This is a genomic window from Halopelagius fulvigenes (genome assembly GCF_042662625.1).
Taxonomy (GTDB): Archaea; Halobacteriota; Halobacteria; order Halobacteriales; family Haloferacaceae; genus Halopelagius; species Halopelagius fulvigenes.
In genome coordinates, this window is the sequence record NZ_JBHSXH010000015.1 from 1,574,645 (window position 1) to 1,596,005 (window position 21,361).

The following is a 21,361-nucleotide window of genomic DNA, read 5'->3' on the forward strand; positions in this document are numbered from 1 at the left end:
AATAGTTCAGGGTGTCGAGTCAATCCGGCGGGCGGCGACGCCGCCGGGGACGACGCTCCGGACTACCGGTGACGGTCGATGACGCGCTTGGCGGATTCGGCCTTCTCCTTCCAGCCGTACCCCGCCTCGTAGACGTGGCGCTTCTTGTCCACCAACTGCTCGGGCGTCGCCTCCTCGAACCCGCCGCGACTCCACGAACCGCTCTCTCGGAGCCAGTCGGCGACGTTCTCGCGCGTCTCGGACCACGAGAGGCCGACCATCTCGTACCACGCGATCATGGCGAAGACGGCGTTGTCGTGACAGCCGGGGTAGCTTCCGTGGCGGTAGAGCGTCTTCATCGGTTCCCGCGACGGAACCGACACCTCCTCGCGGAACTCCTCGGCCGTGAGGAGGCGGAGGACGCCGTTTGACTCGTCCACGCGCCCGTCGCGCTTCAGTCGCTCCATCGCCGCCCGGTGGAGCGCGTCCCACTCGCCGTGGACGAGGCTCAGAACGTCGTCCTCGTCCGTCGTTCCCGCCGAGAGGTGCGCGACGACGTCGGTGTACGCCTTCTCGACGTCCGGCCACGGCGTCCCCTCGAACTGGCAGTCGGCGTCGTGGAGGCTGTTGGTGGCCCGGCAGTCGGGGCACGGATAGTCGAACTGCGGCACGAGACGACGGACGAAGGATGTCGTCTTAGGTGATGTGATATTCTCCGCTCCGAGAGAAGATGTGACACTCCGACACGGCGGGCGCGACGCGCCCGCGACAATCGCCGTGTTTATTCGCAGTCACTCGCAAACCAGAGCCGATGCCGATGGACCCGCTCCACGCGCGCTACCCGTTCTTCGGCGGCGCACGTGACGCCGTACGAGAGGCGGACATCTCTCCCGCGGAACTCATCGCCGAAGACGCACCCGCCGTAGAGCGCGGGCTGGAACGGGTCGAACGCGCCCTCATGGAGGGCACCGTCGAAGCCGAGGAACCGAACCGGTGGGACGAACGCGAGGAACTGCTCTCGTACCCCATCGCACGCATCCTCGTCTCGCTGGTCGATACCCCGGCGGCGGTGGACAAGTACGCCGCCGCGGAGGCCGCCACCGCGCGGACGCGGTTTCTCGCCGACTTCGAGGCCGACGACGACGACTTACAGAGCACTCGGACGCGCCGCGCGTCCCTCGACGGCGTCCTCTCGGAGTTCGGGCTTTCGGGCGACGTGCGCCCGGAACGCGACGACGACGCGCCGCGGCGGCGCGACCCGACGCACTACTGGGTCGCCCTCGGGTCGTACCTGACGCTGGCGGACGCCGGGTGGGGCGAACGGTGGCGACTCGTCAACCGCGAGGTGGCCGACGGCGAGGTTCGCGTGACCGGAGACGAACTGCACCGGACACTGGAGGAGGCGGTCCGACGGCGCGTCGCCGACGGACTCCCGTTCGAGGTGCGCGGCAGCCCCGCCGGCGAGGAGATAGCCGACGCCCTCGACGAGGAGGTGGCGGCGCTCCGCGACCTGTTGAACGACCACGACGCCGCCGGGAGCGCCGCCGTCGAAACCGTCGTCCCCGCCCTGTTTCCGCCGTGCATGAAGACGCTCGTCCGCCGAGTCCGGGAGGGCGAGGCCGTCGCGCCGCACTCGGAGTTCTCGCTCGTCTCCTTCCTCGTCGCACTCGGGATGGACGAGACGGAGGTGACGACGCTTCTGAACGCCGACGGGGAGGACGCGGAGAGAGTGGAGACGCGCATCGCGTACCTCGCGGACGCCGACGGATCCCAGTTCGCGCCGCCGACGTGCGCGACGCTGAAGGCGTACGACGACTGCACGGACCCCGACGAACGCTGCGAGACCATCTCGCATCCGCTCTCCTACTACGAGAGCGCGGTGCGAGACGCCGGCGACGTGCGCGACTGGCGAGAGACGGTCGCAGAAAGCGAGTAGTCTACCGGCCCAACCAGAGGCCGAGAGCGCCCATCGCCACGATGAAAAACGAGATGGCCCCAATGAGGGCGAGTCCGCCGGTGCCCGTCGCTCCATTCCCGAACGTCACGCCGAGACCGATGATGAGCGCGATGAAGAATCCGACCGCCACGACGGAAGTGACTATCTTGCGACGCATCTCCGCTTCGATTTCCATGCTCCGGCTTACCCCCGGCCATTCTAAAAGGCCTTCGATGGACGTTTCGGACCGTTCGTCCACCTGAAACCAAGGTTTAGGTTCGTGCAGCACGTAGGTATATCTGACGAGGGAACGGCCCTCAGACCCCCCTAAAACCGATGACGCACACACGAAACACACCCGCGTCTAACACGCAGTCTCGCCCCCGCCGCCGCGCGGTCAGACAGAAGACGACACTCCCGGCGTCGGGCTTCGTCGGGCGCGCCCGTCGCGCCCGCGAGGACCCGATGGCGGTCCGCCCCCTCCGCGACGGCCGGTACGTCGTCGAGACGGACGGCGGGACCTACGTGGTAGACTCCGAAACCGACACCTGCACCTGCCCCGACAGCGCCATCCGCGACGCTCGCTGTAAGCACCTCCGGCGGGTCCACATCGAGATAGCCGACGGCCTCGTCCCCGCGCCGGACGAACGCACGGCGGTCTGCGCCGTCTGTGGCAACCGAACGTACGTGCCGCGGTTCGACTCCGGCCCCGTCCTCTGTGACCGCCACGACCACGCCTCCGGCGACTTAGTGCGCGACAGAGAGACCAAGAGCCTGCTCGTCGTCCTCCGGGCGACGGGCGACAGGGCCGACGAGGCCCGAACCGACTCGGACCGCACCGTCGCGGACTACGACACGAACGACGACTACGGGCCGCACGAACCCGTCTTCGAGGCCGTCTACGTCGATTCGGTCCCCCTCGACGAGGACATCGCGGAGCTCAGAGCGAAGAAGCGGTACCTCTTCCCCGCCTCGCGCCTCATCCCGGTCGAGTCGGGATTCGCGACGGAGGAAGTGCGCCGAACGCTCGCCGGGTCGCACCTCGGCGGCGAGTCGCAGACGACGCAAGCGACGCTGAGATTGAAAACGTAATCGCCTCAGGCGTCCGAATCGTCCTCGTCCTCGGGAACGTCCGTCAACCGACTCTGTGACGGCCCGCCGACGAACGAATCGAACGGTTCACCTTCGGCGAGAGCGGTCTCCTTTTTGACTCGGTAGTTGCCGCCGTCGGTGACGTACAGGTCGCCCGGGTGGAAGAAGTACCACTCCTCCCGGTCGAATCGGACGGCGATGCGGGACTTCGCGCCGAAGTTCTGCGCGAAGTAGATGAGCGCTTCCACCTCCTCGCCGGTGAGGTAGATGGGTCGCCCGGAGCTCGCTTTCGCCTCGATGGCGTAGAACACGTCGCCGTTGCCCGCGAGGACGTCCGGCAGTTCGCGTTCGGTCGCGCTTCCGGAGGCGGGCGCTCGCATCACCGCGAATCCGGCCTCGTCGAGCTTGTTGACGAGTTCCCGTTCGCGGCGGTCCCCTTTACGGTTCGAAGACATTGGCGTTTCTCGGAGGTTCACGCCCTTAAACTGGGCGAAACGGACGGACGAACTCCCGTTCGCGGCGTCTCCGTGAGCGAAGCGAACGGAGGCTCGAAGCACGAGCGAAGCGAGTGCTTCGGTGTCCTCACGAACGAAGTGAGCGAGGGTACGGGACGCGAGATATCGAGCGTTTCCCGTGAGCGAAGCGAGCGGAGACTCGAAGCACGGGCGAAGCGAGTGCTTCGAAGGTCCCCGTTACGGTTCGAAGACATTGGCGTTTCTCGGAGGGTCACGCCGTAAGCCGGGTGAAACGGACGGACGGGCCGCGAACGGTAACCAAATCTAACCTGTTCGTGTCCGGCAAGAGGGATTTTCCGCGGCGCGTCCGACGCGCAGAGTGTCAGAATGAGCGACCAGAAAGAGGAGAGGGCCGAGGAGTTGGAGGAGGAGTCCGACGCCACCGAGGCGGTGAAGGAGGCGCAGGCCGAGGCGAAGAACCGGGGCGAGCAGACGCCCGAAAGGGCCATCCTCGAAGAGCAGATTACCAGCGCGATGAACGAGCTCCGTCGGCCGGCGAGCGGACTGTTCCTCTCGGCGTTCTCCGCCGGCCTCGACATCGGGTTCGGCCCCCTCCTCATGGCCGCCGTGTTCACGCTCGTGTCAGGGGCGTGGAGCGACCCCCTCACGAGCATCGCGCTCGCGAACCTCTACAGCGTCGGGTTCATCTTCGTCGTCCTCGGTCGCTCGGAGCTGTTCACCGAACACACGACGCTCGCCGTGTTGCCGGTGCTCGACGGCCGAGCGTCGATATCGGACCTCGGTCACCTCTGGGGCGTCGTCTACGTCGGAAACGTCGTCGGCGGCGTCGTCTTCGCCGGCATCGCCGTCACCGTCGGCCCGGAGTTCGGCATCGCCGACACCGCGGCGTTCGTCGAACTCGCGCGGGGCCTCACCCAGCACTCGCTGTGGGGACTGATGACCGCCGCTGTCCTCGCGGGGTGGCTCATGGGACTCCTCTCGTGGCTGGTCGCCGCGGCGCAGGAGACGATTTCGCGCACGTTCTTCGTCTGGCTCATCGCCACCACCATCGGACTCGCGCACCTCCCGCACTGCATCGCCGGCAACGTCGAAGTGCTGATGGGCCTCCTCGCCGGGTCGGAGGTCGGGTTCCTCGCGTACGGCCGGTTCCTCGCGGTATCGACGGTCGGAAACGCGGTCGGCGGGTCGGTGTTCGTCGCGCTCCTGAAGTACGGACACGTCGTCCGAGGCGGGCCGGGCGTGTGAGGCGACTTTCCTGAGCGACCGGCCGTCACTCGACCAGTTCGCGGAGACTCTCGATGACGTAGGTGGGTTCGCCCGCGTCGAGGCCCTCGGGCGTCGAGAACGCGGCGTCCTCTCGCCCTTCTCGGCGGACGAACGCCGAGTCCGCGCCCGCCCGGGACGCCGCCGCCACGTCCACGGGTTCGTCGCCGACGTACAGCGTCCGCTCGGGTTCGACGCCCACGTCCTCGCAGGCGGCACAGAGGTAGTGCGGGTCGGGTTTGGTCCGACGGAGTTCCTCGGGCGTGAAGGTGGGCGCGCGGACGGACTCGACGCCGAGGCGCGTCCTGAGGTCGAACCGTTCGACGACTTCCTCCACGACGGGGCGGAGGTTGTTGCTCACCAACGCACTCGGCGCGGAGAGCTCCGAGAGGGCGTTCACGTCGTCGTACACCGAGCGAAGGCCGCGTTCGAGTTCGCGCTTCTGCGCGCGGTAGGCCTCCCGCGCCGCCTGCGTGCAGAAGGCGCTTCGGTCCACGCCCGCGGCGCGACAGAGGTCGGTGATGCGTTCGACGTCGCCGGTGACGAGTGCGCGGACGCCGTCCCGGGAGGGCGATTCGAGGTCGAACCGGGAGAAGGTTCGCGCGGCCGCCTCTCGAAGGGCGTCCCGACTCGGGAGCTCCACGAGGACGCCGTCGACGTCGAAGACGTAGGCGTCGTACGGGGGGACGGTCGCCGAGTGGGTCATAGAGTGCCGTCGTCTCGAAGCACGTATGAATCTATCCGATTGCGGCGAGCGTCGCAGGCGTTGAAAAGAGCGTTCAGCGGGCGAGACGGAGGCGACGAGTCGCTCGGAGCCTTACGTCCCGTGACTCCAGCTGCTCATGTACTCCTCCTGCGTCTCGGTGAGGGTGTCGATGTCGACGCCCTCGGCGTCGAGTTTTATCTCGGCGACTTCCACGTCGAGTTCGTCCGGCACGTCGTGGACGCCGGCGTCGTACTCGTCGCCGTTCTCGACGAGTTCGCGGACGCAGACCGCCTGCACGCCGAACGACTGGTCCATCACTTCGACGGGGTGGCCGAGGGCGATGGGCGACGCGAGGTTGACGAGGCGGCCCTCCGCGAGGACGTTGATGCGGCGGCCGTCCTCCATCTCGTAGGCGTCCACGCCGTCGCGGGCCTCGTACTCGTCCACGGCGAGGTCAGAGAGGGCGTCTAAGTCGATTTCGATGTCGAAGTGCCCGGCGTTGGCGAGGACGGCGCCGTCCTGCATCTTCTCGAAGTCCTCGCGGGTGATGACGTCTCGGTTGCCCGTCGTCGTGAGGAACACGTCACCCACCTCCGCCGCCTCGTTCATCGGCATCACATCGTAGCCCTCCATGTGCGCTTCGAGGGCGCGGCGGGGTTCGACTTCCGTGACGATGACGTTCGCGTTCTGCCCGGCGGCCTTCTTGGCGACGCCCTTCCCGCAGTAGCCGTAGCCCGCGACGACGACGTTCTTCGACGCCCACGAGAGGTTCGTCGTCATGGCGATGTTGGCGAGGGAGGACTCGCCGGTGCCGTGGACGTTGTCGAACAGACGCTTCATCGGCGTGTCGTTGACGGCGAAGACGGGGTAGTTCAGTTCGCCGTCCTCGTCCATCGCGCGGAGTCGGTGGACGCCGGTGGTCGTCTCCTCCGCGCCGCCGAGGATGGTGTCGATGAGTTCGGGGTACTCCTCGTGGACGAGGTAGACGAGGTCCATCCCGTCGTCCACGGTGACGGTGGGTTCGTGCGAGACGACGGCGTGCATCGCCTCGTAGTACTCGTCTTCGTCCACGCCGCGCTTGGCGTAGGAGGTGATGCTGTCGTTCGCGTCGAGGGCGGCGCTCACGTCGTCGTGCGTCGAGAGCGGGTTGCACCCGGTGATGGCGACTTCCGCGCCGCCGAGCGCCAGCAGTTCGACGAGGTTCGCCGTCTTCGCCTCGACGTGCATCGCCATCCCGACGACCTGCCCTTCGAACGGTTTCGACTCGGCGAACTGCTCGCGGAGTTCCTGCAGGATGGGCATGTGCTGAAGCGCCCAGTCCATCTTCCGTCGGCCCTCCTCGCGGGCTTCCTCAACGTCGTCGAGGTGGCCGCTTATCGGAGCGTAGGTGGATTCACTCATGAAGCCCGCTTCGGGCAGGGTCGGGAAAATCCTACCGAAGGCGGAGGGAGGACGGTGCGAATCGGTGGCACGGTACGGAGGTCCGAGCGGAGAGACGACGCCGAAGCGACGTTCGTCCGCACAGATAGATTCAAACCCCGCCTTCACGGAGGTACGCGGAAGCGATGCTGGTCACCCGCGCCGAAACAGATATCGAGGTCTCCGACGCCGAACTCCTCACGCTGATGGGATCCGAGGCCGCGAACGCGATACTCCGGACCGTCACGGAACCGATGACGGTCAAGGAGATTCACCAGTTCGCGGCGGTGCCTCTCTCGACGGCGTACCGCGAGGTGAACCGCCTCGCGGAGGCGAACCTCCTCGAAGAGCGGATTCAACTCAACCCGCGGCGGGGTCGGCACGCCAACCGGTACGTCCGCACGTTCGACACCATCGAAATACAGATGACCGACGAGGGCGTCGTCGTGCAGTTGCTCTCCTGATCCGTTCGCCCCGCGCCTCAGTTATCGTCGAGGATGTTCGCCGCGCAGGCCGACTCGTACCGTCCCCGGACGTTCTCCCAGTCGACGACGTTCCAGAACGCTTCGACGTACTCGGAGCGGCGGTTCTCGTACTGGGGGTAGTAGGCGTGCTCCCAGACGTCGACGACGAGAAGCGGCGTTCCGGCCTGCACGACGAGTTCGTCGTGATTCTCGACCTGCGTGACGAGCAGCGAGTCCGAACGGTGGTCGTAGAGGAGCGTTCCCCATCCCGACCCCTCGACGGCCGAGGCGGCCGCGGAGAACTCCTCGCGCATCGCCCCGAACGATCCGAAGTCGGTCCCGATGCGGTCGGAGAGCGAACCGCCGGGTTCGCCGCCGCCGTCGGGCGACATGTTCCCCCAGAAAATCGTGTGGAGGACGTGCCCCGAGAGGTTGAACGACAGGTCGCGTTTGACGCCGCTGATGCCGTCGAACTCGCCGGAGTCGCGCATCTCCGCAAGCGCGCGGAGGGCCTCGTTCGCACCGTCTACGTACCCCTGATGGTGGCTGTCGTGGTGCAGTTTCAGTATCCGTTCGTCAATGTGCGGTTCCAGCGCGTCGTAGTCGTACGGAAGCGGCGGGAGCCGATACGTCGGACCGTCTCCGTCGTCTCCGGTCGCCGCGGCGACGTCCGTTTCGAGGAGCGTCACGCCCGCGGCGACGCCGATTCCTCGAAGAACCGTCCGTCGTCCGAGTTCTGGAAGCGAGTCTCGGTGGAGGTGGGGACCATCTGTCATCGTACGTCGGTTCGCCGTTCAGCCGATCGGTTGATTAATCTAATTGACACTTCCGCGACTGTCGCTCCGTCGAACAGATTCTGTCAGACGAATGCCAAAAACGGAGCAGCCGATTACTCGGCTCTCTCGACCAGCGACGCCGCGCGTTCGCGCGCCTCCGCGACGACGCGCTCCTCGTCCAGCGTCAGCACCTCGCGGTCCCGCATGAGGACGCGCCCGTCGCAGACCGTGTGGCGAACGTCCGACCCGCGGGCGGCGTAGGCGAGGTGGCTCACGTAATCGTGCGTCGGCGCGAGGTGCGGGGCGTCGAACTCCACGACGGCGACGTCGGCCGCCGCGCCGACTTCGATTCGGCCGGCGTCGACGCCGATGGCCGCGGCACTCCCGGCGGTGGCCGCCTTCACGGCCGCCGCGGCGGGGACGGCGGCGGCGTCGTCGGCGCCGAGTTTCCCGATCATCGCGGCGTCGCGGAGTTCGTCGAACATGTCGAGGTCGTTGTTCGACGCCGCGCCGTCGGTTCCGATGCCGACGGTGACGCCCGCGTCCAGCATCTTCTGGATCGGCGCGATGCCGGAGTTCAGTTTCATGTTCGACGCCGGGCAGTGGACGACGGCCGCGCCGCGGTCCGCGAGGAGTTCGATCTCCTCGTCGTCGGTGTGGACGCCGTGCGCGAGGAAGTTCGACTCCTCGAGCATCCCGACGTCGTCGGCGTACGAGAGGGGGCGTTCGCCGCGTTCCTCGACTATCGGCACCACCTCGTCTCTCGTCTCGTTGGCGTGGAAGTGGACCGGGATACCCTCCTCGCGCGCCGTCTCGACGCCCTCGCGGAGGAGCCCCTCGCCGACGGTGGTCAGAGAGTGGGGCATGAACGCCGTGGAGACGCGCCCGTCCGCCGCGCCGTCGAACTCGCGGGCGACGCGGAGACTCTCTTCGACGTCTGCGGCGGCCTCCTCGTCGTCCTTGGCGACGGTGACGACGCCGTGGCCGACGCGGGCGCGGACTCCCGCCTCCTCGACGGCGGCGACGACTTCGTCCACGTCGAAGTACATGTCCGCGAAGGCCGTCGTCCCCGAGCGAATCATCTCGACGATTCCGAGTTTCGCCCCGGCGCGCACGTCCTCGGGTTCGAGGGCGGCCTCCGCCGGCCAGATGTCCTCCCGAAGCCACGGGTCGAGGGGTTTGTCGTCGGCGTACCCGCGGAGGAGCGTCATCGCGACGTGGGTGTGGGCGTTGACGAGGCCCGGCATCACCAGACAGCCCTCGGCGTCGAGGGTCTCGTCCGGGTCGTACTCCTCGGCGACGTTCGGGCCGACGGCCTCGATTTCGCCGGTGTCCCGGTCAGCCACGACGTCCGCCCGTTCGACGGTCATGTCGGGACGGAGCACCCGCCCGCCCGCGACCAACAGCGTGTTCGTCATGCTCGACCGTTTCCGCCGGCGAGCGTATCACTCCATCGGACGAACCCGGCGAGAGGAAACGGCCGAGTACGGCCGTTCGAGACGCCGACTAGTGCGTTTCCCGAAGTTCGAGAATCGTCGGGCTTCTTAGGGTTGGGTACGAACGACTCACCAATGTTGTCACCAGCACACGCGGGTGCCCACGGAGGGTACGACGTACCGCTCGCGGCGGTGTTGCTGCTCGCGGGAGTCGGATCGCTCGCCGTCGCCGGCCTCGCTGTCGGCGCACTCGCCCGGAGGCGGTCGCGTTCGTACCTCCTCGTGGCGCTCGCGTTGGTGACGCTCGCGGCGCGGACGGCGGTCGCCGGGGCGACGATGGCCGGGGTGGTGGAGACGTCGGCGCACCACCTGCTCGAACACGGCCTCGACGTCGTCATGGCCGCGCTCGTCATCGCGGCCGTCTACTACGCGCGACGGACCGAACGCGCCGCCGGAGGAAACCAGAGATGACCGAGACACGCACGCAGATAACCGACTACATCGGGTCGCACCCGGGCGTCCACTTCAACGAACTCGTCCGTTCGCTGGACCTCGCGCCGGGACAGGCACAGCACCACATCCGCCGCCTCGTCGGCGACGGCACCGTCAACCGCGCGGAGTACTACGGGAGGACCCACTACTACCCGCCGGAGTTCGACGAGTGGGAGCGCGCGACGCTGGCGCTGTTCCGCCGGGAGACGGCGCGCGACGTGCTGGGCGTCCTCCTGCGGGAGGAGGAAGCCCGGCCGGACGCGGTGGCCGAGGAACTGGACATCGCCCGCAGCACCTTGGAATGGCACCTCGACCACCTCGTCGAACAGGACATCGTCCGTAAGGAACGGGACATCCGCAACCGCGTGACGCTGGTCCTCGAACACCCCGACGAGACGGCGGAACTCCTCGCCCGCGTGTCGCCGTCGCTCCAGGGGCGGTTCGTGGACCGCTTCGCCCGCCTCGTCGATTCGCTTCTGGAGGGGTGAAAGGTCCGTCGGAGGCGTTGGTCAACCAAACCGGTCGGTGAACGCGTCCGCGACGTCCCCGGGCGAACGGTCGAGCGAGCCTTCGGTCCGCAGGTACCGCGACCCGGTGAGAATCACGGTCACCGAGACGACCGAGGCGAGCATGTTCAGGAGCAACCATCCCCCGGAGACGCCGTAGCGGACGGAGGTGACGGGTGCCAGCAGGTAGACGCCGCCGGTGACGAAGTCGAGGGCGATGTGCGAGATGAACCCCGCCGCCGCGGCCCGCCACGGGCCGAAGTACGAGAGGCCGAGCACCACGACACAGCCGCCGAGGAGGGAGTGCGTCATCCCGCGGTGGGCCCAGACGGGGCCATGGACGTACCCTGAGTCGACGAGGACAGGAAGGAGATACACGTCGATGTCGGGGAAGATGGCGGCGAGCGCCGCCACGAGGTACGGTTCCGGACGCTCCGCGCGGAAGGCGAGAAAGACGACGGCCAGAGCGACGAGGACGTGGACCCCATCTGCGACCATACGTCGTGCCAACGATTGCCACGGTGAAAACGCTGGGGGCAGACCCCTCGTCTCGGCGAGCGAAAGGCACACGTCGGCGGGCGATGACTCCGAGGTATGCGCATCGCCGTGCCCAACAAGGGCCGCCTGCACGATCCGAGCGTCGAACTCCTCGAACGCGCCGGACTCCACATCGAGGACGGGACCGACCGGAAGTTGTACGCGAACACGGTGGACCCCGACGTGACGGTCCTGTTCGCCCGCGCCGCCGACATCCCCGAGTACGTCCGCGACGGCGCGGCGGAGGTCGGAATCACGGGACTCGACCAGGTGCGGGAGTCGGGCCACGAACTCGCGGAACTGGTCGACTTGGAGTTCGGGACCTGCCGCCTCGTCCTCGCGGCCCCCGAGGACGGCGACATCGGGACGGTCGAGGACTTAGACGGCCGGACGGTGGCGACGGAGTTCCCGCACATCGCGCGGGAGTACTTCGCCGAGAAGGGCGTCGACGCGGACGTGGTGGAGGTGTCGGGCGCGACGGAGTTGACGCCGCACGTCGAGATGGCCGACGCCATCATCGACATCACCTCGACGGGGACGACGCTCCGGGTGAACCGCCTCGCCGTCGTGGACGAGGTGCTCGAATCGTCGGTGCGACTGTTCGCCCGCCCGGACGTGGTCGAGGACTCGAAGGTCCAGCAGTTGGCGACGGCGTTCGAGTCCGTCCGCGCCGCCGAGGGCAAGCGCTACCTGATGATGAACGCGCCGCGGGACCGACTCGACGACGTGCGCGAGGTTATCCCGGGCCTCGGCGGGCCGACGGTGATGGACATCGCGGGCGGCGGCGACGCCGACGAGGGAACGTCGTCCGGCGACGTGGCGGTCCACGTCGTCGTGGACGAACGCGACGTGTTCGAGGTGGTCAACGACCTGAAGGACGTCGGCGCGTCCGGCATCCTCGTCACCGAGATAGAGCGGTTAGTCGAGTGAGCGAGGCCCCGCGCTCCGAACGAATCACCGACGCTCGTCGGTCGTCGCCGCGGTCCGCCGCCGTTCTTCCGCCGCCTCCTCTCCCCCGTCGCGCCACCGGAGGTCGGGCCTCGGCAGACCAGGCGAGACGCGGGCCGACCCGTACCGGGCGCGGACGTACGCGACGATGAGCGCCGTGCCGAGGACGATGGCACCGACGCCGAGAGCGCCCGCCTCCGGGCCGAACGCGCCGCCGGTGATCGCGTCCGGACCGGTCTCTCTGGTCGCGACGACGCTCGTCTCGATGCCGAGGCCGCTGACGGAAAAGCCGTAGACGCCGCCCTGAAACAGGTTCCACGTGATGTGGAGGCCGACGGGGATGGCGAGTTCGTCGGTGAGGACGTAGCCCGCCGCGAGGAACACGCCCGCGAGCGAGATGCCCAGCGTGCTGACCAGCGTCGCGTTCGGGTTGGTGAGGTGGGCGACACCGAACGCCAGCGAGGAGACGACGACGGCGACGGCGACGGCCGCGCCGTCCGAGACGTAGCCCGCGAGTCCCTCCGCCACGTTCGTCAGGAGGTAGCCGCGGGCGACGAGTTCCTCCGCGAACCCGACGGCGACGAACTGGAGCGTGAGGACCGCCATCCCGGCGACGAACCCGCCGGTCCGCGGTCCGCTAACGAACGTGCCGGTGACGCGGACCCACCCGGCGAGGAGGGCGAGGAGGAAGATGGCGGTCATGAGACCGGCCCCCAGCGAGAGGCCGAACCCGAGGTCGACCCACCAGTCGCGGTCGAATCCGAGTCCAGCGTCCGCGAACGTCCGCCTGTCGAGGAGGGCAACCGCGACGAGGACGGCGACGCCCGGCGCGGCCGTCCCGCCGACGGCGAGGACGAGGAGGACGGGGAGCGAGTCGTTCAGGGGGGTGAACGCGTTCACCGCGAGACTGAACCCGAAGAGGGCGACGGCGACGACGACGGCCGCCAGAACGAGGCGAATCGGGGAGCGAAGCCGTCGCTCGTCGGCGTTCCAGACGAGGGCGCGGGCGCGCATGCGGTGAGATGCACCGCGCGGCGGTTTGAAGCCTACGGATGTGATCGGAGAGACACGTCCTACGACGGGGCGGTCGAGAGGAGCATCAACCCGGCGAAAAGCACCGCGCCGAGGATGACCGTGACGACGAAGTGGACGAACGTGACGTAGGCGGTGAGCCCGTTCGACCGCCCGTAGAGGGCTTTCACCGCCGTCGCGTCGAGGAGGAGAGCGAGGGCCACGCCGGCGAACGACGGGAGACCGTACGTCGTGAACACCACCGCGACGACGGCGGGGACCGACCCGACGACGAGGGACTTCAGCGCGGACGCCTCGCCGAGGACGTTGCGCGCCGCGAGGAACGCGGTGACCGAGAGGAACACCGCGAACGACGCGAACGTTCCGGCGACGGCGACTGCGCTACCGACTGACCCGGACTGCAGGACCGCGACGCCGTTGGACATGTACGCGACGACGAACGCCGGGAACTTAGGTACGTCCACTTCGGCGCGACGCGGAGACCCAGGACGCGAGCTATCCGTCTAAGAGACCGAGTTCGCTCAACCGAGAGACGATTTCGTCCACCGCCTCTTTCGCGTCCGAGGGGTGTTTGCCGCCGGTGATGACGAGTTTACCCGACCCGAAGAGGAGCGCGACGACGCTCGGTTCGTCGAGTCGATAGACGAGACCCGGGAACTGTTCCGGTTCGTACTCGATGTTCTCCAACCCCAGACCGATAGCGATGGCGTTGAGATTCAGGTTCCGCCCTAGATCCGCCGAGGTGACGATGTTCTGGACGGTGATGTCCGGTTCCTCGTCCACCGGAATCTGCAGGTCGCGGAGTTTGTCGAAGACGATGTGGAGACTCTCGTGAACGTCGTCCGTGGACTTAGCGCCCGTGCAGACGATTTTCCCCGACCGAAAGATGAGCGCCGCGGACTTGGGGTTCTGCGTGCGGTAGACCAAACCGGGGAACTGCTCCGGGTCGTAGTCCGCGCCCTCTAAGTCCATCGCCACGCTCTGAAGGTCCAATTCCTGACCGATTCCGGTCGAGGCTACGACGTTCTCGATGTTTATCGTGTCCTTGGGGTCGGTCATGTGACAACTTAAACGACGTATTTAACCTTTAAAAAGGTTGGTGCGGGACCTGACAGATGTCGTCACCGCTGAAGGACGCGAATATTCTGGAGCGTCACCAACACGCCGACGACCGCGACGGCCCCGGGGATGGCCGGGCGAACCGGCGAGGGGCCGACGAAGAGATAGCCCGCGACGAAGCAGCCGAACGCGGCGGCCTTCAGCAGGGCGAAGGAGACGAGCGGCGAGAGCGGCGCGGCGAAGACGCGCCTGACGATCGGATTTCGCTCCACGGCGTCGGGACGCGACGCCGCCGCCACGGTGGTCACGTAGTCTCCGACGCCGTAGAACGCGACGGCGAGAACCCACAGAACGGCTTCGAGCGGAGACGGCGCCGGGACGGGAGAGAGCGAGACGGCGTCGGGGAGGAGTCCCATCGTCGGAGTAGACACCTTCGAACGCCTTCGTTGTTCGCCCGTCTCCCGGACGCGCCGACGCCCTCGCGCGCCCTGCGTCGGTGCGCCGTCCCGCCGCATCGACACCCTCATGGCCGCCGCCGGACACGTCCGACCGTGTACTGCCTCGAACTCGCAGGCGAACCCGACGACGAGGCGTTCGCCGCAATCGAAGCCCGACGCGCCGCCGCCGACGCCGTCTCCGTCGTCGCGCCGGGCCTCGCCACGGCACGCGGCGTCCGAACCGAGCGCGTTCGCCACCTCGCGTACACCCACCGCGTCAGCGAACTCGTCGGTCGGACGGACGCCGGCGTCGAGAGCGCCGTCGCCCTGCTGGAGGCGGCGTCGATAGACCGGGCCGGGTCGGTGGCCGTTCGAGGCCGAAACGTCCGCGCGACGGCCGACGCGAGCACGAGCGAGGCCGAACGCGCCCTCGGCGGCGTCCTCGTTGACCGGGGGTTCTCGGTCGATCTGGAGGACCCCGACCACGAACTCCGCGCGGTGTTCTCGGGCGAGGAGTGCTACCTCGGGTGGGCGGTGGCCGAGAGCGTCCGCGACTTCGGCGACAGGCGACCCACCGACCGGCCGTTCTTCCAACCGGGGAGCATGGCCCCCCTCGACGCCCGCGCGTACGTCAACGTCGCCGCCGGGCGGTCGCTCCCGGACGCGACGGTTCTCGACCCGATGTGCGGCACCGGGGGCATCCTCGTGGAGGCGAGTCTCGTCGGCGCGCGCGCCCTCGGGAGCGACGCCCAGTGGAAGATGGCCCGCGGCGCGCGGGAGAACCTCTCCGCGCTCGCCCCGCGGGACGACTGGGACGTGGTCCGCGGCGACGCCACGGACCTGCCGTTCCGCGACGACGCGGCGGACGCTATCGTCTTCGACGCGCCGTACGGTCGGCAGTCGAAAATCGCGCGGCACGAACTCTCGGACCTCGTCTCCGGCGCGCTCTCGGAGGCGGCGCGAGTCGCCCCCTCGGCGGTCCTCGTCGCAGATAGGTCCTGGGAGGACGCCGCCGAAGACGCCGGGTGGCGCGTCGAAGAGCGGTTCGTTCGGCGGGTTCACCGGTCGCTGGACCGCCACGTGCACGTCCTCGCTCGGGAGTGAGTCGAGGCGTCGTGACAGCCGGTAGTAACAGTCCGCATCCGAATTTATACCGAACGATCGTTAAGATTCTACTTGTACGTGCGGAGCGTATCTCTCGGAGGAGAGATCATGGCAGTACAGACACCACCGGGAGACGAACGCATATACAGAGACCTCGAAGCGCGATTCCGCGGAACGTTGCTCCAGCCGGAGGACCCCGGCTACCACGACGCCCGGGCGGTCTGGAACGCCATGATAGACCGCCGGCCCGCACTCGTCGCACAGTGTGCCGGTGCGGCGGACGTGATGGCGGCGGTAGACGCCGCCCGAGAGCACGGACTACCGCTCTCCGTGAAGGGCGGCGGCCACAACATCGCCGGGAGCGCAGTCCTCGAGGGCGGACTGATGATAGACCTGTCGCCGATGCGGTCGGTACAAGTGAACCCCGAGTCGAAGACGGCCCGCGTCGAACCGGGCGCGACGCTCGCCGAGTTGGACCACGAGACGCAGGCGTTCGGTCTGGCGACGCCGGTGGGATATAACTCGACGACGGGCATCGCCGGTCTCACATTGGGCGGCGGGTTCGGCTGGTACTCCCGGAAGTACGGACTCACGTGCGACAACCTCCGCGCCGTCGACATCGTCACCGCCGACGGGCAGTTACGCCACGCCGACGAGACGCAGAACGAGGACCTGTTCTGGGGTGTCCGCGGCGGCGGCGGTAACTTCGGCGTCGTCACCTCCTTCGAGTTCGACCTGCACGAAGTCGGGACGGAGGTGTTCTCGGGACCCGTCGTCTACTCGTTCGAGGACGCCGCGGACGTGCTACGCGAGTACCGCGAGTTCACCAGCGACGCGCCCGACGACGTCAGCGTGTGGTTCGTGATTCGGGACGCGCCGCCGTTTCCGTTCCTCGACGAGAAGTGGCACGGCGAACGCGTCCTCGTCCTCGCGGCGTTCTACGCCGGAGACGTGGAGGACGGCGAGGAGGCGCTCGCACCGCTTCGAGACATCGGCGACCCGATAGCGGACGCCGTCGCCCCGCACGTGTACGTGGACTGGCAACAGGCGTTCGACCCGCTACTGACGGAGGGCGCGCGGAACTACTGGAAGTCGCACAACTTCGAGGCGATGACCGACGGGATGATAGAGACGTTCGTGGAGTACGGCGGGAAGATTCCGACCCCGCAGAGCGAGATAGCCGTCGCGCAGTTGGGCGGAGCGATAAACGACGTTCCGGTGGACGCGACGGCGTACCCCCACCGCGACGCCGAGTTCCTGATGAACCTCCACACGCGGTGGGAGGGCCCCGAACAGGACGAGGAGTGCATCGCGTGGGCGCGCGAACTCCACGCCGCGATGACGCCGCACGCGACGGGCGGCGTCTACGCCAACTTCGTTCCCGAGGAGGTTGGCCAAGAACGGGCCGTCTACCGCGAGAACTACGACCGACTGTCCGAGATAAAGACCGGGTACGACCCGGAAAACCTGTTCAGCGGGAACCAGAACGTCGTTCCCTCGGAGTGAGTACGCGCCCGAACGTCACTCGCCGCCGCGGAGTCGCCGCCCGCGTTTCGCCCACTCGGCCACCCCGGGGTGAGAGGCGACGAGTCCCTCGATGCCCGCCGCGCCGAGTGCGAACGCCACGCCCCGCCACCGAACCGGCCACGCGTAGACGGTGATCCCCTCCTCCCGCGCCCGTTCGACGAGGTCGGTTCCCAGACAGAGCGACCAGTGGGCGTTGACCCGGCCACAGTCGAGGAGGCGGGCGGTGGTGAGGTTCCGTTCGACGCGGACGTCGAAGTTGTACGCGAGCGTCACCGACTCGTCCATCGACTGCGCCTCCCAGAGGACGTCCGAATAGAAGGAGGTGAGGACGACGTCGTTCGGTATCTCGTCGGTGAGAGCGAGGACGTCCTCGACGACGCCGGGTTCCTTCAGGTCGAGTTCGACGCACACGTCCGGCGGGATGACGTCGAGGGCGTCGTCGAGGCGGGGGACGCCGTACGACGACCCGTCCACGCCGAGCGATTCCAGTTCCGCCGCCGACCGCTGGTTCACCCGCGCGAAGTCGTCGGTCGTCCAGAACAACCGCTGAAAGTGGCTGATGACCAGTTCGCCCGACCCGCACCGGCGGACGTCGAGTTCGACGCAGTCGGCCCGTCGCGCGGACTCACGGGCCGCATAGACCGTATTCTCGGGGTACTCGTCCCCGAACCCGCGGTGAGCGATGACCCGCATGGGTCCTCCGACGGCCGGGAGTCACAGAAACGCTACGGCGGATCGGCAGGTCGCAGAGACGAGGCGGGACTCAGCGCTCGTCCGCGTTCCCGGCGTCCGCGCCTGCGTCGGCGGCCGTCGGGTCGTTCGGACCGCCCTCGCGCCGGGCCACGATGGACTCCCCGGCGCGGACCGTATCGCCCACCTCGACCAACACGTCCTCGCGGTCGTAGGCGGGCGGGAGGAGGACGTCCGCGCGACTGCCGAAGTCGATGTGGCCGATTCGCCGGGCGCGCGTCAGGTCGTCGCCCTCCTCGACGTACGGGTGGATTCTGCGGGCGAACGCGCCGGCGATGAGCGACAGTTCCGCCGGGCCCTCCGGCGTCGAGACGTCAACGTCCACGCGTTCGTTTCGCTCCGACTCCTTCGAGAACGCCGGTCGGTGCGCGCCCGGTCTGTGGGTCACGCGTTCGACGGTGCCGTCGAACGGCGCGCGGTTGACGTGGACGTCGGTGACGTTCATGAACACGCCGACGCGAATCTGCTCACCCTCCTCGCGGACGACGGAGACGCGCCCGTCGGCGGGGGAGACGACGCCCCACGTCGAGGGTCGGCGCTCCGGGTCGCGGAAGAACCAGAGCGTGAACGCGCCGACGGCGAACGCGACGGCGGCGGCGGGCGGCGCGACGACCGAGAGGAGGGCGGCGGCGAGGAACGCGGGGAGGCCGAACCGCCGGACGCCGGGTGCAAGTCGCATCTATACGAGGGACTCCTCGTCGAGTTCCGTCTGCCCGGCCGCCCACGCCGAGAGGAGATGCGAGAGGTGCAGGCGGGCGTCGAGTCCCTCCGCCAGGTCCAGATCGACGCCGCCGGCGAGGCGGTGGAGGCGAATCAGGTCGTCGTCCCCGAACTCCTCGGGGTAGGTGTCGGCGACGCGGAGGATGTCGCGCAGGAGTTCCTGCCCGTCGTACCCCTCGTCGTCCAGAAGCGTCGTGAGCGTCTTTCGGGCGTCCCGAATCTCGCCCTCGCGGGCCGTCTCCAAGACGTCCTTCAGGTCGTCGTCGTGGCCGACGGCCGAGAGCGCTTCCTGCGCGGCGGCCATCGTTATCTCGCCGTCGCCCTCGATGGCGGCGTCCTGCGCGGCGAGGATGGCGTGGCGGAGGTCCCCGTTTGCCTTCGAGGCGACGATGCCCAGCGCCATCTCCTCGTAGGTCACGTCCTCTGCGTCGGCGACGCCTCGGAGGACCGCCTTCGTCTCCTCCGTCGTCGGCGCGCGGACGGGCACGGGGAAGCACCGCGAGCGAATCGGCGGGATGAGCTTCGTCGGTTGCCGCGTCGTGATGACGAACTGCGTCGTCCGGTGGTGCTGTTCCATCACGCGGCGAAGCGCCTGCTGGAAGTCCTCGCGGATGGCCTCGGCGTTGTCCAACAGGATGGTCTTGTACTCCCCGGAGACGGGCGCGTAGCCCGCCGACTCCTTCAGCACGCGGTTTATCATGTCGCGCTTCGCCATCCGACTCCGGCCGGTCAGGAACTGCTCGAACCGGGGGTCCGAGCGGATCTGCTTCTTCGTGCGGCCGAAGAAGTCGGCCACGTTGATTTCGACGAGGTCGTTGTCCGGGTCGTCGTGCGCCTCGCGGGCGAGTGCCCGCACGGCGGCGGTCTTTCCGACGCCCGGCGGCCCCTGCAGTATCAGGTTCATCGGTTCGTCCACGGTTCGGCCCAATCGCTCGCGGACCTCCTCCTGCGGGAGGTCGGACAGCGACGGGGCGTGCGTCTCCGTCCACAGGGGCGCGTCCATCGGTCGGTGGTAGCGGTCGGACGGTAAGAAACCCTACGACTCCGACTCCGACTCCGCCTCCGCCTCGGCCTCCGTCTCCCGCGCGGCGCGGTCCGCCCTCGCGCGACGGACGCGTTCGCGGGCGTCCTCGGGCGTCTCCGTCTCCAACAGCAGTTCGAGTTTCCGCTCGAACTGCTCCTCGGAGAGTTCGCCCCGCGCGTACCGGTCGCGGATGCGGGCGAGGGCGTCCGAGACGGACTCGTCGTCGTCGAGACCGTCGGTTCGACCGGACGGAGCGTCAGACTCGGGCGCGTTCTCGGACGCGTGGGACTCGCGGTAGCGCTCTTCGAGGATGGCCACCAACGGGACGACGACGGCGAACCCGATGGCGAAGATGGCCCAGAACGGCTCGATGGGTACCAGTCCGAACAGCGACCCGAGGCCGAGGCCCAGGACGAGGAGGGAGGCGATACCGGCCCACTCGCCGTCGCCCTCGCCGCCCCACCACTCATCGCTACCCCACCACTTCTCGCCGTCGTCGTCGGACCGCGTCCGACGGCCCGCCGAGGTTCTCTCGGCGTCGTCGCGGGAACCCTCGCGCCGGTCGTTCATGCCGGTGAGATTGGACGGCCAACGGAATAAAGGCCCCTTCCCCGGCCGACGCCGGCGAGTCGCCGCCTCGCAGATTCGACACGGTTTACCGCCGCGGCGTCCCAGCAACGAGCATGTCGATGCGCGTGACGTTTCTCGGGACCGGCGGCGCCGTGCCGACGACGGAGCGAGGGCCGAGTGCGCTCCTCGTCGCACGCGAGGGGGAGCGACTGCTGTTCGACTGCGGCGAGGGCACCCAACGGCAGATGATGCGGTTCGGAACCGGCTTCTCCGTCTCCCACCTGTTCGTCACGCACCTCCACGGCGACCACGTCCTCGGGATTCCAGGCCTGATACAGACGTGGGACTTCAACGACCGCGAGGAACCCATCGCGATACACGCGCCGCCGGGGGCGAAGCGGCACCTCCAGAGCCTCGTGAACGCCGGCGGCTACCGACCGGGCTACCCCGTGAACATCCACGAGGTTCGACCGGGCGGCGTCGCACTCTCGGGGGACGGCTACGAGGTGCGGACGTTCGAGACGGAACACCGCAACGTCCGGTCGATGGGGTACGCACTCGTCGAAGACGACAGGCCGGGGCGGTTCGACCGCGAACGCGCCGAGGAACTCGGCGTCCCCGTCGGCCCCGCATTCGGCCGCCTCCACTCCGGCGAGTCGGTCGAACTCGACGACGGCACCGTGGTCGAACCCGAACAGGTCGTCGGCGACCCCCGCCCCGGCCGAACGCTCGTCTACACCGGCGACACCCGCCCCGTCGGCGGCACCGTCGAGGCGGCCGACCGGCCGGACCTCCTCGTCCACGACGCCACCTTCGCCGACGACTGGGCCGAACGGGCGCGGTCCACCGGCCACTCCACCGGCCGAGAGGCCGCCGAGATAGCGAACCGCGCGGGCGCGCGGCGACTCGCACTCACCCACATCTCCTCGCGGTACGCGGGCGACCCGACGCCGATACTGGCGGAGGCCCGCGAGGTGTTCGAAGGCGAGGAGGCGTTCGTCCCCGACGACGGGCAGAAGATGGAGGTTCCCTACCCGAACGACGACGAAGGCGAGGAGTGAGCGGGAACCGCCGCCGGACCCGGTCCGCGCCGGTCGCCGTCCGCCGG

Annotated in this window: 26 protein-coding genes; 10 read left to right on the top strand and 16 right to left on the bottom strand. The window is 68.4% G+C overall.

What is annotated here, in order from left to right; translation table 11 throughout:
• Window positions 1-62 precede the first annotated feature (62 nt).
• Window positions 63-650 (bottom strand): DUF7474 family protein, encoded by a 588-nt coding sequence (locus ACFQEV_RS18395; protein WP_379699163.1) that lies wholly within the window; start codon window positions 648-650, stop codon window positions 63-65.
• A 146-nt stretch (window positions 651-796) separates the two neighbouring features.
• Here ACFQEV_RS18395 and ACFQEV_RS18400 point away from each other — a divergent pair, with 146 nt between their 5' ends.
• Window positions 797-1,915 (top strand): DNA primase, encoded by a 1,119-nt coding sequence (locus ACFQEV_RS18400; RefSeq protein ID WP_379699940.1) that lies wholly within the window; start codon window positions 797-799, stop codon window positions 1,913-1,915.
• Between the two features lies 1 nt (window position 1,916).
• Here ACFQEV_RS18400 and ACFQEV_RS18405 read toward each other — a convergent pair whose 3' ends face one another.
• Complete coding sequence (locus tag ACFQEV_RS18405) at window positions 1,917-2,111, bottom strand: DUF7472 family protein (RefSeq protein ID WP_379699165.1); 195 nt, start codon at window positions 2,109-2,111, stop codon at window positions 1,917-1,919.
• A gap of 140 nt (window positions 2,112-2,251) precedes the next feature.
• On the opposite strand from ACFQEV_RS18405, the gene ACFQEV_RS18410 reads away from it, so the two are divergent.
• Entirely contained in the window at window positions 2,252-3,007 is a 756-nt protein-coding gene (locus ACFQEV_RS18410) for an SWIM zinc finger family protein (RefSeq protein WP_379699167.1), read from the top strand.
• A gap of 5 nt (window positions 3,008-3,012) precedes the next feature.
• Here the strand turns inward: ACFQEV_RS18410 and hjc are convergent, their stop codons facing one another.
• Window positions 3,013-3,462: a Holliday junction resolvase Hjc gene (gene hjc / locus ACFQEV_RS18415; protein WP_379699169.1), complete on the bottom strand. Its 450-nt coding sequence runs from the start codon at window positions 3,460-3,462 to the stop codon at window positions 3,013-3,015.
• A 387-nt stretch (window positions 3,463-3,849) separates the two neighbouring features.
• On the opposite strand from hjc, the gene ACFQEV_RS18420 reads away from it, so the two are divergent.
• Window positions 3,850-4,728, top strand: a complete 879-nt coding sequence (locus ACFQEV_RS18420) for a formate/nitrite transporter family protein (RefSeq protein ID WP_379699171.1) — start codon at window positions 3,850-3,852, stop codon at window positions 4,726-4,728.
• Between the two features lie 25 nt (window positions 4,729-4,753).
• On the opposite strand, the gene ACFQEV_RS18425 is transcribed toward ACFQEV_RS18420, so the two are convergent.
• Together ACFQEV_RS18425 and ACFQEV_RS18430 are read right to left on the bottom strand one after the other, a co-directional pair.
• The gene (locus ACFQEV_RS18425; RefSeq protein ID WP_379699173.1) at window positions 4,754-5,452 is read right to left on the bottom strand and encodes an HAD family hydrolase; all 699 of its coding nucleotides are present in this window, start codon (window positions 5,450-5,452) and stop codon (window positions 4,754-4,756) included.
• A 111-nt stretch (window positions 5,453-5,563) separates the two neighbouring features.
• Window positions 5,564-6,853, bottom strand: coding sequence for an adenosylhomocysteinase (locus tag ACFQEV_RS18430; RefSeq protein WP_379699175.1), 1,290 nt, complete (start codon window positions 6,851-6,853; stop codon window positions 5,564-5,566).
• A 164-nt stretch (window positions 6,854-7,017) separates the two neighbouring features.
• Between ACFQEV_RS18430 and ACFQEV_RS18435 the strand changes: the two genes are divergently transcribed.
• Window positions 7,018-7,335 carry a helix-turn-helix domain-containing protein gene (locus ACFQEV_RS18435; RefSeq protein ID WP_379699177.1) on the top strand — a complete coding sequence of 106 codons (318 nt, stop codon included), beginning with the start codon at window positions 7,018-7,020 and terminating at the stop codon, window positions 7,333-7,335.
• Window positions 7,336-7,352: 17 nt separating this feature from the next.
• On the opposite strand, the gene ACFQEV_RS18440 is transcribed toward ACFQEV_RS18435, so the two are convergent.
• On the bottom strand, window positions 7,353-8,111 hold the full coding sequence (locus tag ACFQEV_RS18440) for a superoxide dismutase (protein ID WP_379699179.1): 759 nt from the start codon (window positions 8,109-8,111) through the stop codon (window positions 7,353-7,355).
• Window positions 8,112-8,224: 113 nt separating this feature from the next.
• The gene (locus ACFQEV_RS18445) at window positions 8,225-9,529 is read right to left on the bottom strand and encodes an amidohydrolase (RefSeq protein ID WP_379699181.1); all 1,305 of its coding nucleotides are present in this window, start codon (window positions 9,527-9,529) and stop codon (window positions 8,225-8,227) included.
• Window positions 9,530-9,682: 153 nt separating this feature from the next.
• Here ACFQEV_RS18445 and ACFQEV_RS18450 point away from each other — a divergent pair, with 153 nt between their 5' ends.
• Window positions 9,683-10,018 (top strand): DUF7471 family protein, encoded by a 336-nt coding sequence (locus ACFQEV_RS18450; RefSeq protein WP_379699183.1) that lies wholly within the window; start codon window positions 9,683-9,685, stop codon window positions 10,016-10,018.
• Complete coding sequence (locus ACFQEV_RS18455; RefSeq protein WP_379699185.1) at window positions 10,015-10,527, top strand: winged helix-turn-helix transcriptional regulator; 513 nt, start codon at window positions 10,015-10,017, stop codon at window positions 10,525-10,527. Before ACFQEV_RS18450 ends, ACFQEV_RS18455 begins: the two co-directional genes overlap by 4 nt.
• A gap of 21 nt (window positions 10,528-10,548) precedes the next feature.
• Here ACFQEV_RS18455 and ACFQEV_RS18460 read toward each other — a convergent pair whose 3' ends face one another.
• Complete coding sequence (locus ACFQEV_RS18460) at window positions 10,549-11,043, bottom strand: metal-dependent hydrolase (protein WP_379699187.1); 495 nt, start codon at window positions 11,041-11,043, stop codon at window positions 10,549-10,551.
• Window positions 11,044-11,139: 96 nt separating this feature from the next.
• Between ACFQEV_RS18460 and hisG the strand changes: the two genes are divergently transcribed.
• Window positions 11,140-12,012, top strand: a complete 873-nt coding sequence (gene hisG, locus ACFQEV_RS18465; RefSeq protein WP_379699190.1) for an ATP phosphoribosyltransferase — start codon at window positions 11,140-11,142, stop codon at window positions 12,010-12,012.
• A 24-nt stretch (window positions 12,013-12,036) separates the two neighbouring features.
• On the opposite strand, the gene ACFQEV_RS18470 is transcribed toward hisG, so the two are convergent.
• From ACFQEV_RS18470 to ACFQEV_RS18485, 4 genes are all read right to left on the bottom strand, one after another.
• Entirely contained in the window at window positions 12,037-13,044 is a 1,008-nt protein-coding gene (locus ACFQEV_RS18470) for a CPBP family intramembrane glutamic endopeptidase (protein WP_379699193.1), read from the bottom strand.
• 59 nt (window positions 13,045-13,103) lie between these two features.
• On the bottom strand, window positions 13,104-13,487 hold the full coding sequence (locus ACFQEV_RS18475) for a DUF7473 family protein (RefSeq protein ID WP_379699942.1): 384 nt from the start codon (window positions 13,485-13,487) through the stop codon (window positions 13,104-13,106).
• A 70-nt stretch (window positions 13,488-13,557) separates the two neighbouring features.
• Window positions 13,558-14,121 (bottom strand): TATA-box-binding protein, encoded by a 564-nt coding sequence (locus ACFQEV_RS18480; RefSeq protein WP_379699196.1) that lies wholly within the window; start codon window positions 14,119-14,121, stop codon window positions 13,558-13,560.
• A gap of 62 nt (window positions 14,122-14,183) precedes the next feature.
• On the bottom strand, window positions 14,184-14,537 hold the full coding sequence (locus tag ACFQEV_RS18485) for a DUF5658 family protein (protein ID WP_379699198.1): 354 nt from the start codon (window positions 14,535-14,537) through the stop codon (window positions 14,184-14,186).
• 135 nt (window positions 14,538-14,672) lie between these two features.
• Between ACFQEV_RS18485 and ACFQEV_RS18490 the strand changes: the two genes are divergently transcribed.
• Both ACFQEV_RS18490 and ACFQEV_RS18495 read left to right on the top strand, forming a co-directional pair.
• Window positions 14,673-15,662, top strand: coding sequence for a methyltransferase domain-containing protein (locus ACFQEV_RS18490; protein ID WP_379699201.1), 990 nt, complete (start codon window positions 14,673-14,675; stop codon window positions 15,660-15,662).
• Window positions 15,663-15,770: 108 nt separating this feature from the next.
• Window positions 15,771-17,168: an FAD-binding oxidoreductase gene (locus ACFQEV_RS18495; RefSeq protein WP_379699203.1), complete on the top strand. Its 1,398-nt coding sequence runs from the start codon at window positions 15,771-15,773 to the stop codon at window positions 17,166-17,168.
• 15 nt (window positions 17,169-17,183) lie between these two features.
• Here ACFQEV_RS18495 and ACFQEV_RS18500 read toward each other — a convergent pair whose 3' ends face one another.
• The 4 genes from ACFQEV_RS18500 to ACFQEV_RS18515 all read right to left on the bottom strand — a co-directional run bounded on the left by ACFQEV_RS18500 (window position 17,184) and on the right by ACFQEV_RS18515 (window position 20,253).
• Window positions 17,184-17,882, bottom strand: coding sequence for a glycerophosphodiester phosphodiesterase (locus ACFQEV_RS18500; RefSeq protein ID WP_379699206.1), 699 nt, complete (start codon window positions 17,880-17,882; stop codon window positions 17,184-17,186).
• Window positions 17,883-17,952: 70 nt separating this feature from the next.
• Window positions 17,953-18,618: a protein sorting system archaetidylserine decarboxylase gene (locus tag ACFQEV_RS18505; protein ID WP_379699209.1), complete on the bottom strand. Its 666-nt coding sequence runs from the start codon at window positions 18,616-18,618 to the stop codon at window positions 17,953-17,955.
• Window positions 18,619-19,662: an AAA family ATPase gene (locus tag ACFQEV_RS18510; protein WP_379699212.1), complete on the bottom strand. Its 1,044-nt coding sequence runs from the start codon at window positions 19,660-19,662 to the stop codon at window positions 18,619-18,621.
• Window positions 19,663-19,695: 33 nt separating this feature from the next.
• A complete protein-coding gene (locus ACFQEV_RS18515) occupies window positions 19,696-20,253 on the bottom strand; it encodes an SHOCT domain-containing protein (protein WP_379699215.1) in 558 nt (185 codons plus the stop codon).
• Window positions 20,254-20,372: 119 nt separating this feature from the next.
• Between ACFQEV_RS18515 and rnz the strand changes: the two genes are divergently transcribed.
• Complete coding sequence (gene rnz / locus ACFQEV_RS18520) at window positions 20,373-21,314, top strand: ribonuclease Z (protein WP_379699944.1); 942 nt, start codon at window positions 20,373-20,375, stop codon at window positions 21,312-21,314.
• Window positions 21,315-21,361: the final 47 nt, after the last annotated feature.

Bases quoted from the DNA above. Each gene is read 5' to 3' on its own strand.
- ACFQEV_RS18400 (WP_379699940.1), top strand. From the start codon at position 797: ATGGACCCGCTCCACGCGCGCTACCCGTTCTTCGGCGGCGCACGTGAC.
- ACFQEV_RS18405 (WP_379699165.1), bottom strand. From the start codon at position 2,111: ATGGAAATCGAAGCGGAGATGCGTCGCAAGATAGTCACTTCCGTCGTG.
- ACFQEV_RS18410 (WP_379699167.1), top strand. From the start codon at position 2,252: ATGACGCACACACGAAACACACCCGCGTCTAACACGCAGTCTCGCCCC.
- hjc (WP_379699169.1), bottom strand. From the start codon at position 3,462: ATGTCTTCGAACCGTAAAGGGGACCGCCGCGAACGGGAACTCGTCAAC.
- ACFQEV_RS18420 (WP_379699171.1), top strand. From the start codon at position 3,850: ATGAGCGACCAGAAAGAGGAGAGGGCCGAGGAGTTGGAGGAGGAGTCC.
- ACFQEV_RS18425 (WP_379699173.1), bottom strand. From the start codon at position 5,452: ATGACCCACTCGGCGACCGTCCCCCCGTACGACGCCTACGTCTTCGAC.
- ACFQEV_RS18430 (WP_379699175.1), bottom strand. From the start codon at position 6,853: ATGAGTGAATCCACCTACGCTCCGATAAGCGGCCACCTCGACGACGTT.
- ACFQEV_RS18435 (WP_379699177.1), top strand. From the start codon at position 7,018: ATGCTGGTCACCCGCGCCGAAACAGATATCGAGGTCTCCGACGCCGAA.
- ACFQEV_RS18440 (WP_379699179.1), bottom strand. From the start codon at position 8,111: ATGACAGATGGTCCCCACCTCCACCGAGACTCGCTTCCAGAACTCGGA.
- ACFQEV_RS18445 (WP_379699181.1), bottom strand. From the start codon at position 9,529: ATGACGAACACGCTGTTGGTCGCGGGCGGGCGGGTGCTCCGTCCCGAC.
- ACFQEV_RS18450 (WP_379699183.1), top strand. From the start codon at position 9,683: ATGTTGTCACCAGCACACGCGGGTGCCCACGGAGGGTACGACGTACCG.
- ACFQEV_RS18455 (WP_379699185.1), top strand. From the start codon at position 10,015: ATGACCGAGACACGCACGCAGATAACCGACTACATCGGGTCGCACCCG.
- ACFQEV_RS18460 (WP_379699187.1), bottom strand. From the start codon at position 11,043: ATGGTCGCAGATGGGGTCCACGTCCTCGTCGCTCTGGCCGTCGTCTTT.
- hisG (WP_379699190.1), top strand. From the start codon at position 11,140: ATGCGCATCGCCGTGCCCAACAAGGGCCGCCTGCACGATCCGAGCGTC.
- ACFQEV_RS18470 (WP_379699193.1), bottom strand. From the start codon at position 13,044: ATGCGCGCCCGCGCCCTCGTCTGGAACGCCGACGAGCGACGGCTTCGC.
- ACFQEV_RS18475 (WP_379699942.1), bottom strand. From the start codon at position 13,487: ATGTCCAACGGCGTCGCGGTCCTGCAGTCCGGGTCAGTCGGTAGCGCA.
- ACFQEV_RS18480 (WP_379699196.1), bottom strand. From the start codon at position 14,121: ATGACCGACCCCAAGGACACGATAAACATCGAGAACGTCGTAGCCTCG.
- ACFQEV_RS18485 (WP_379699198.1), bottom strand. From the start codon at position 14,537: ATGGGACTCCTCCCCGACGCCGTCTCGCTCTCTCCCGTCCCGGCGCCG.
- ACFQEV_RS18495 (WP_379699203.1), top strand. From the start codon at position 15,771: ATGGCAGTACAGACACCACCGGGAGACGAACGCATATACAGAGACCTC.
- ACFQEV_RS18500 (WP_379699206.1), bottom strand. From the start codon at position 17,882: ATGCGGGTCATCGCTCACCGCGGGTTCGGGGACGAGTACCCCGAGAAT.
- ACFQEV_RS18505 (WP_379699209.1), bottom strand. From the start codon at position 18,618: ATGCGACTTGCACCCGGCGTCCGGCGGTTCGGCCTCCCCGCGTTCCTC.
- ACFQEV_RS18510 (WP_379699212.1), bottom strand. From the start codon at position 19,662: ATGGACGCGCCCCTGTGGACGGAGACGCACGCCCCGTCGCTGTCCGAC.
- ACFQEV_RS18515 (WP_379699215.1), bottom strand. From the start codon at position 20,253: ATGAACGACCGGCGCGAGGGTTCCCGCGACGACGCCGAGAGAACCTCG.
- rnz (WP_379699944.1), top strand. From the start codon at position 20,373: ATGCGCGTGACGTTTCTCGGGACCGGCGGCGCCGTGCCGACGACGGAG.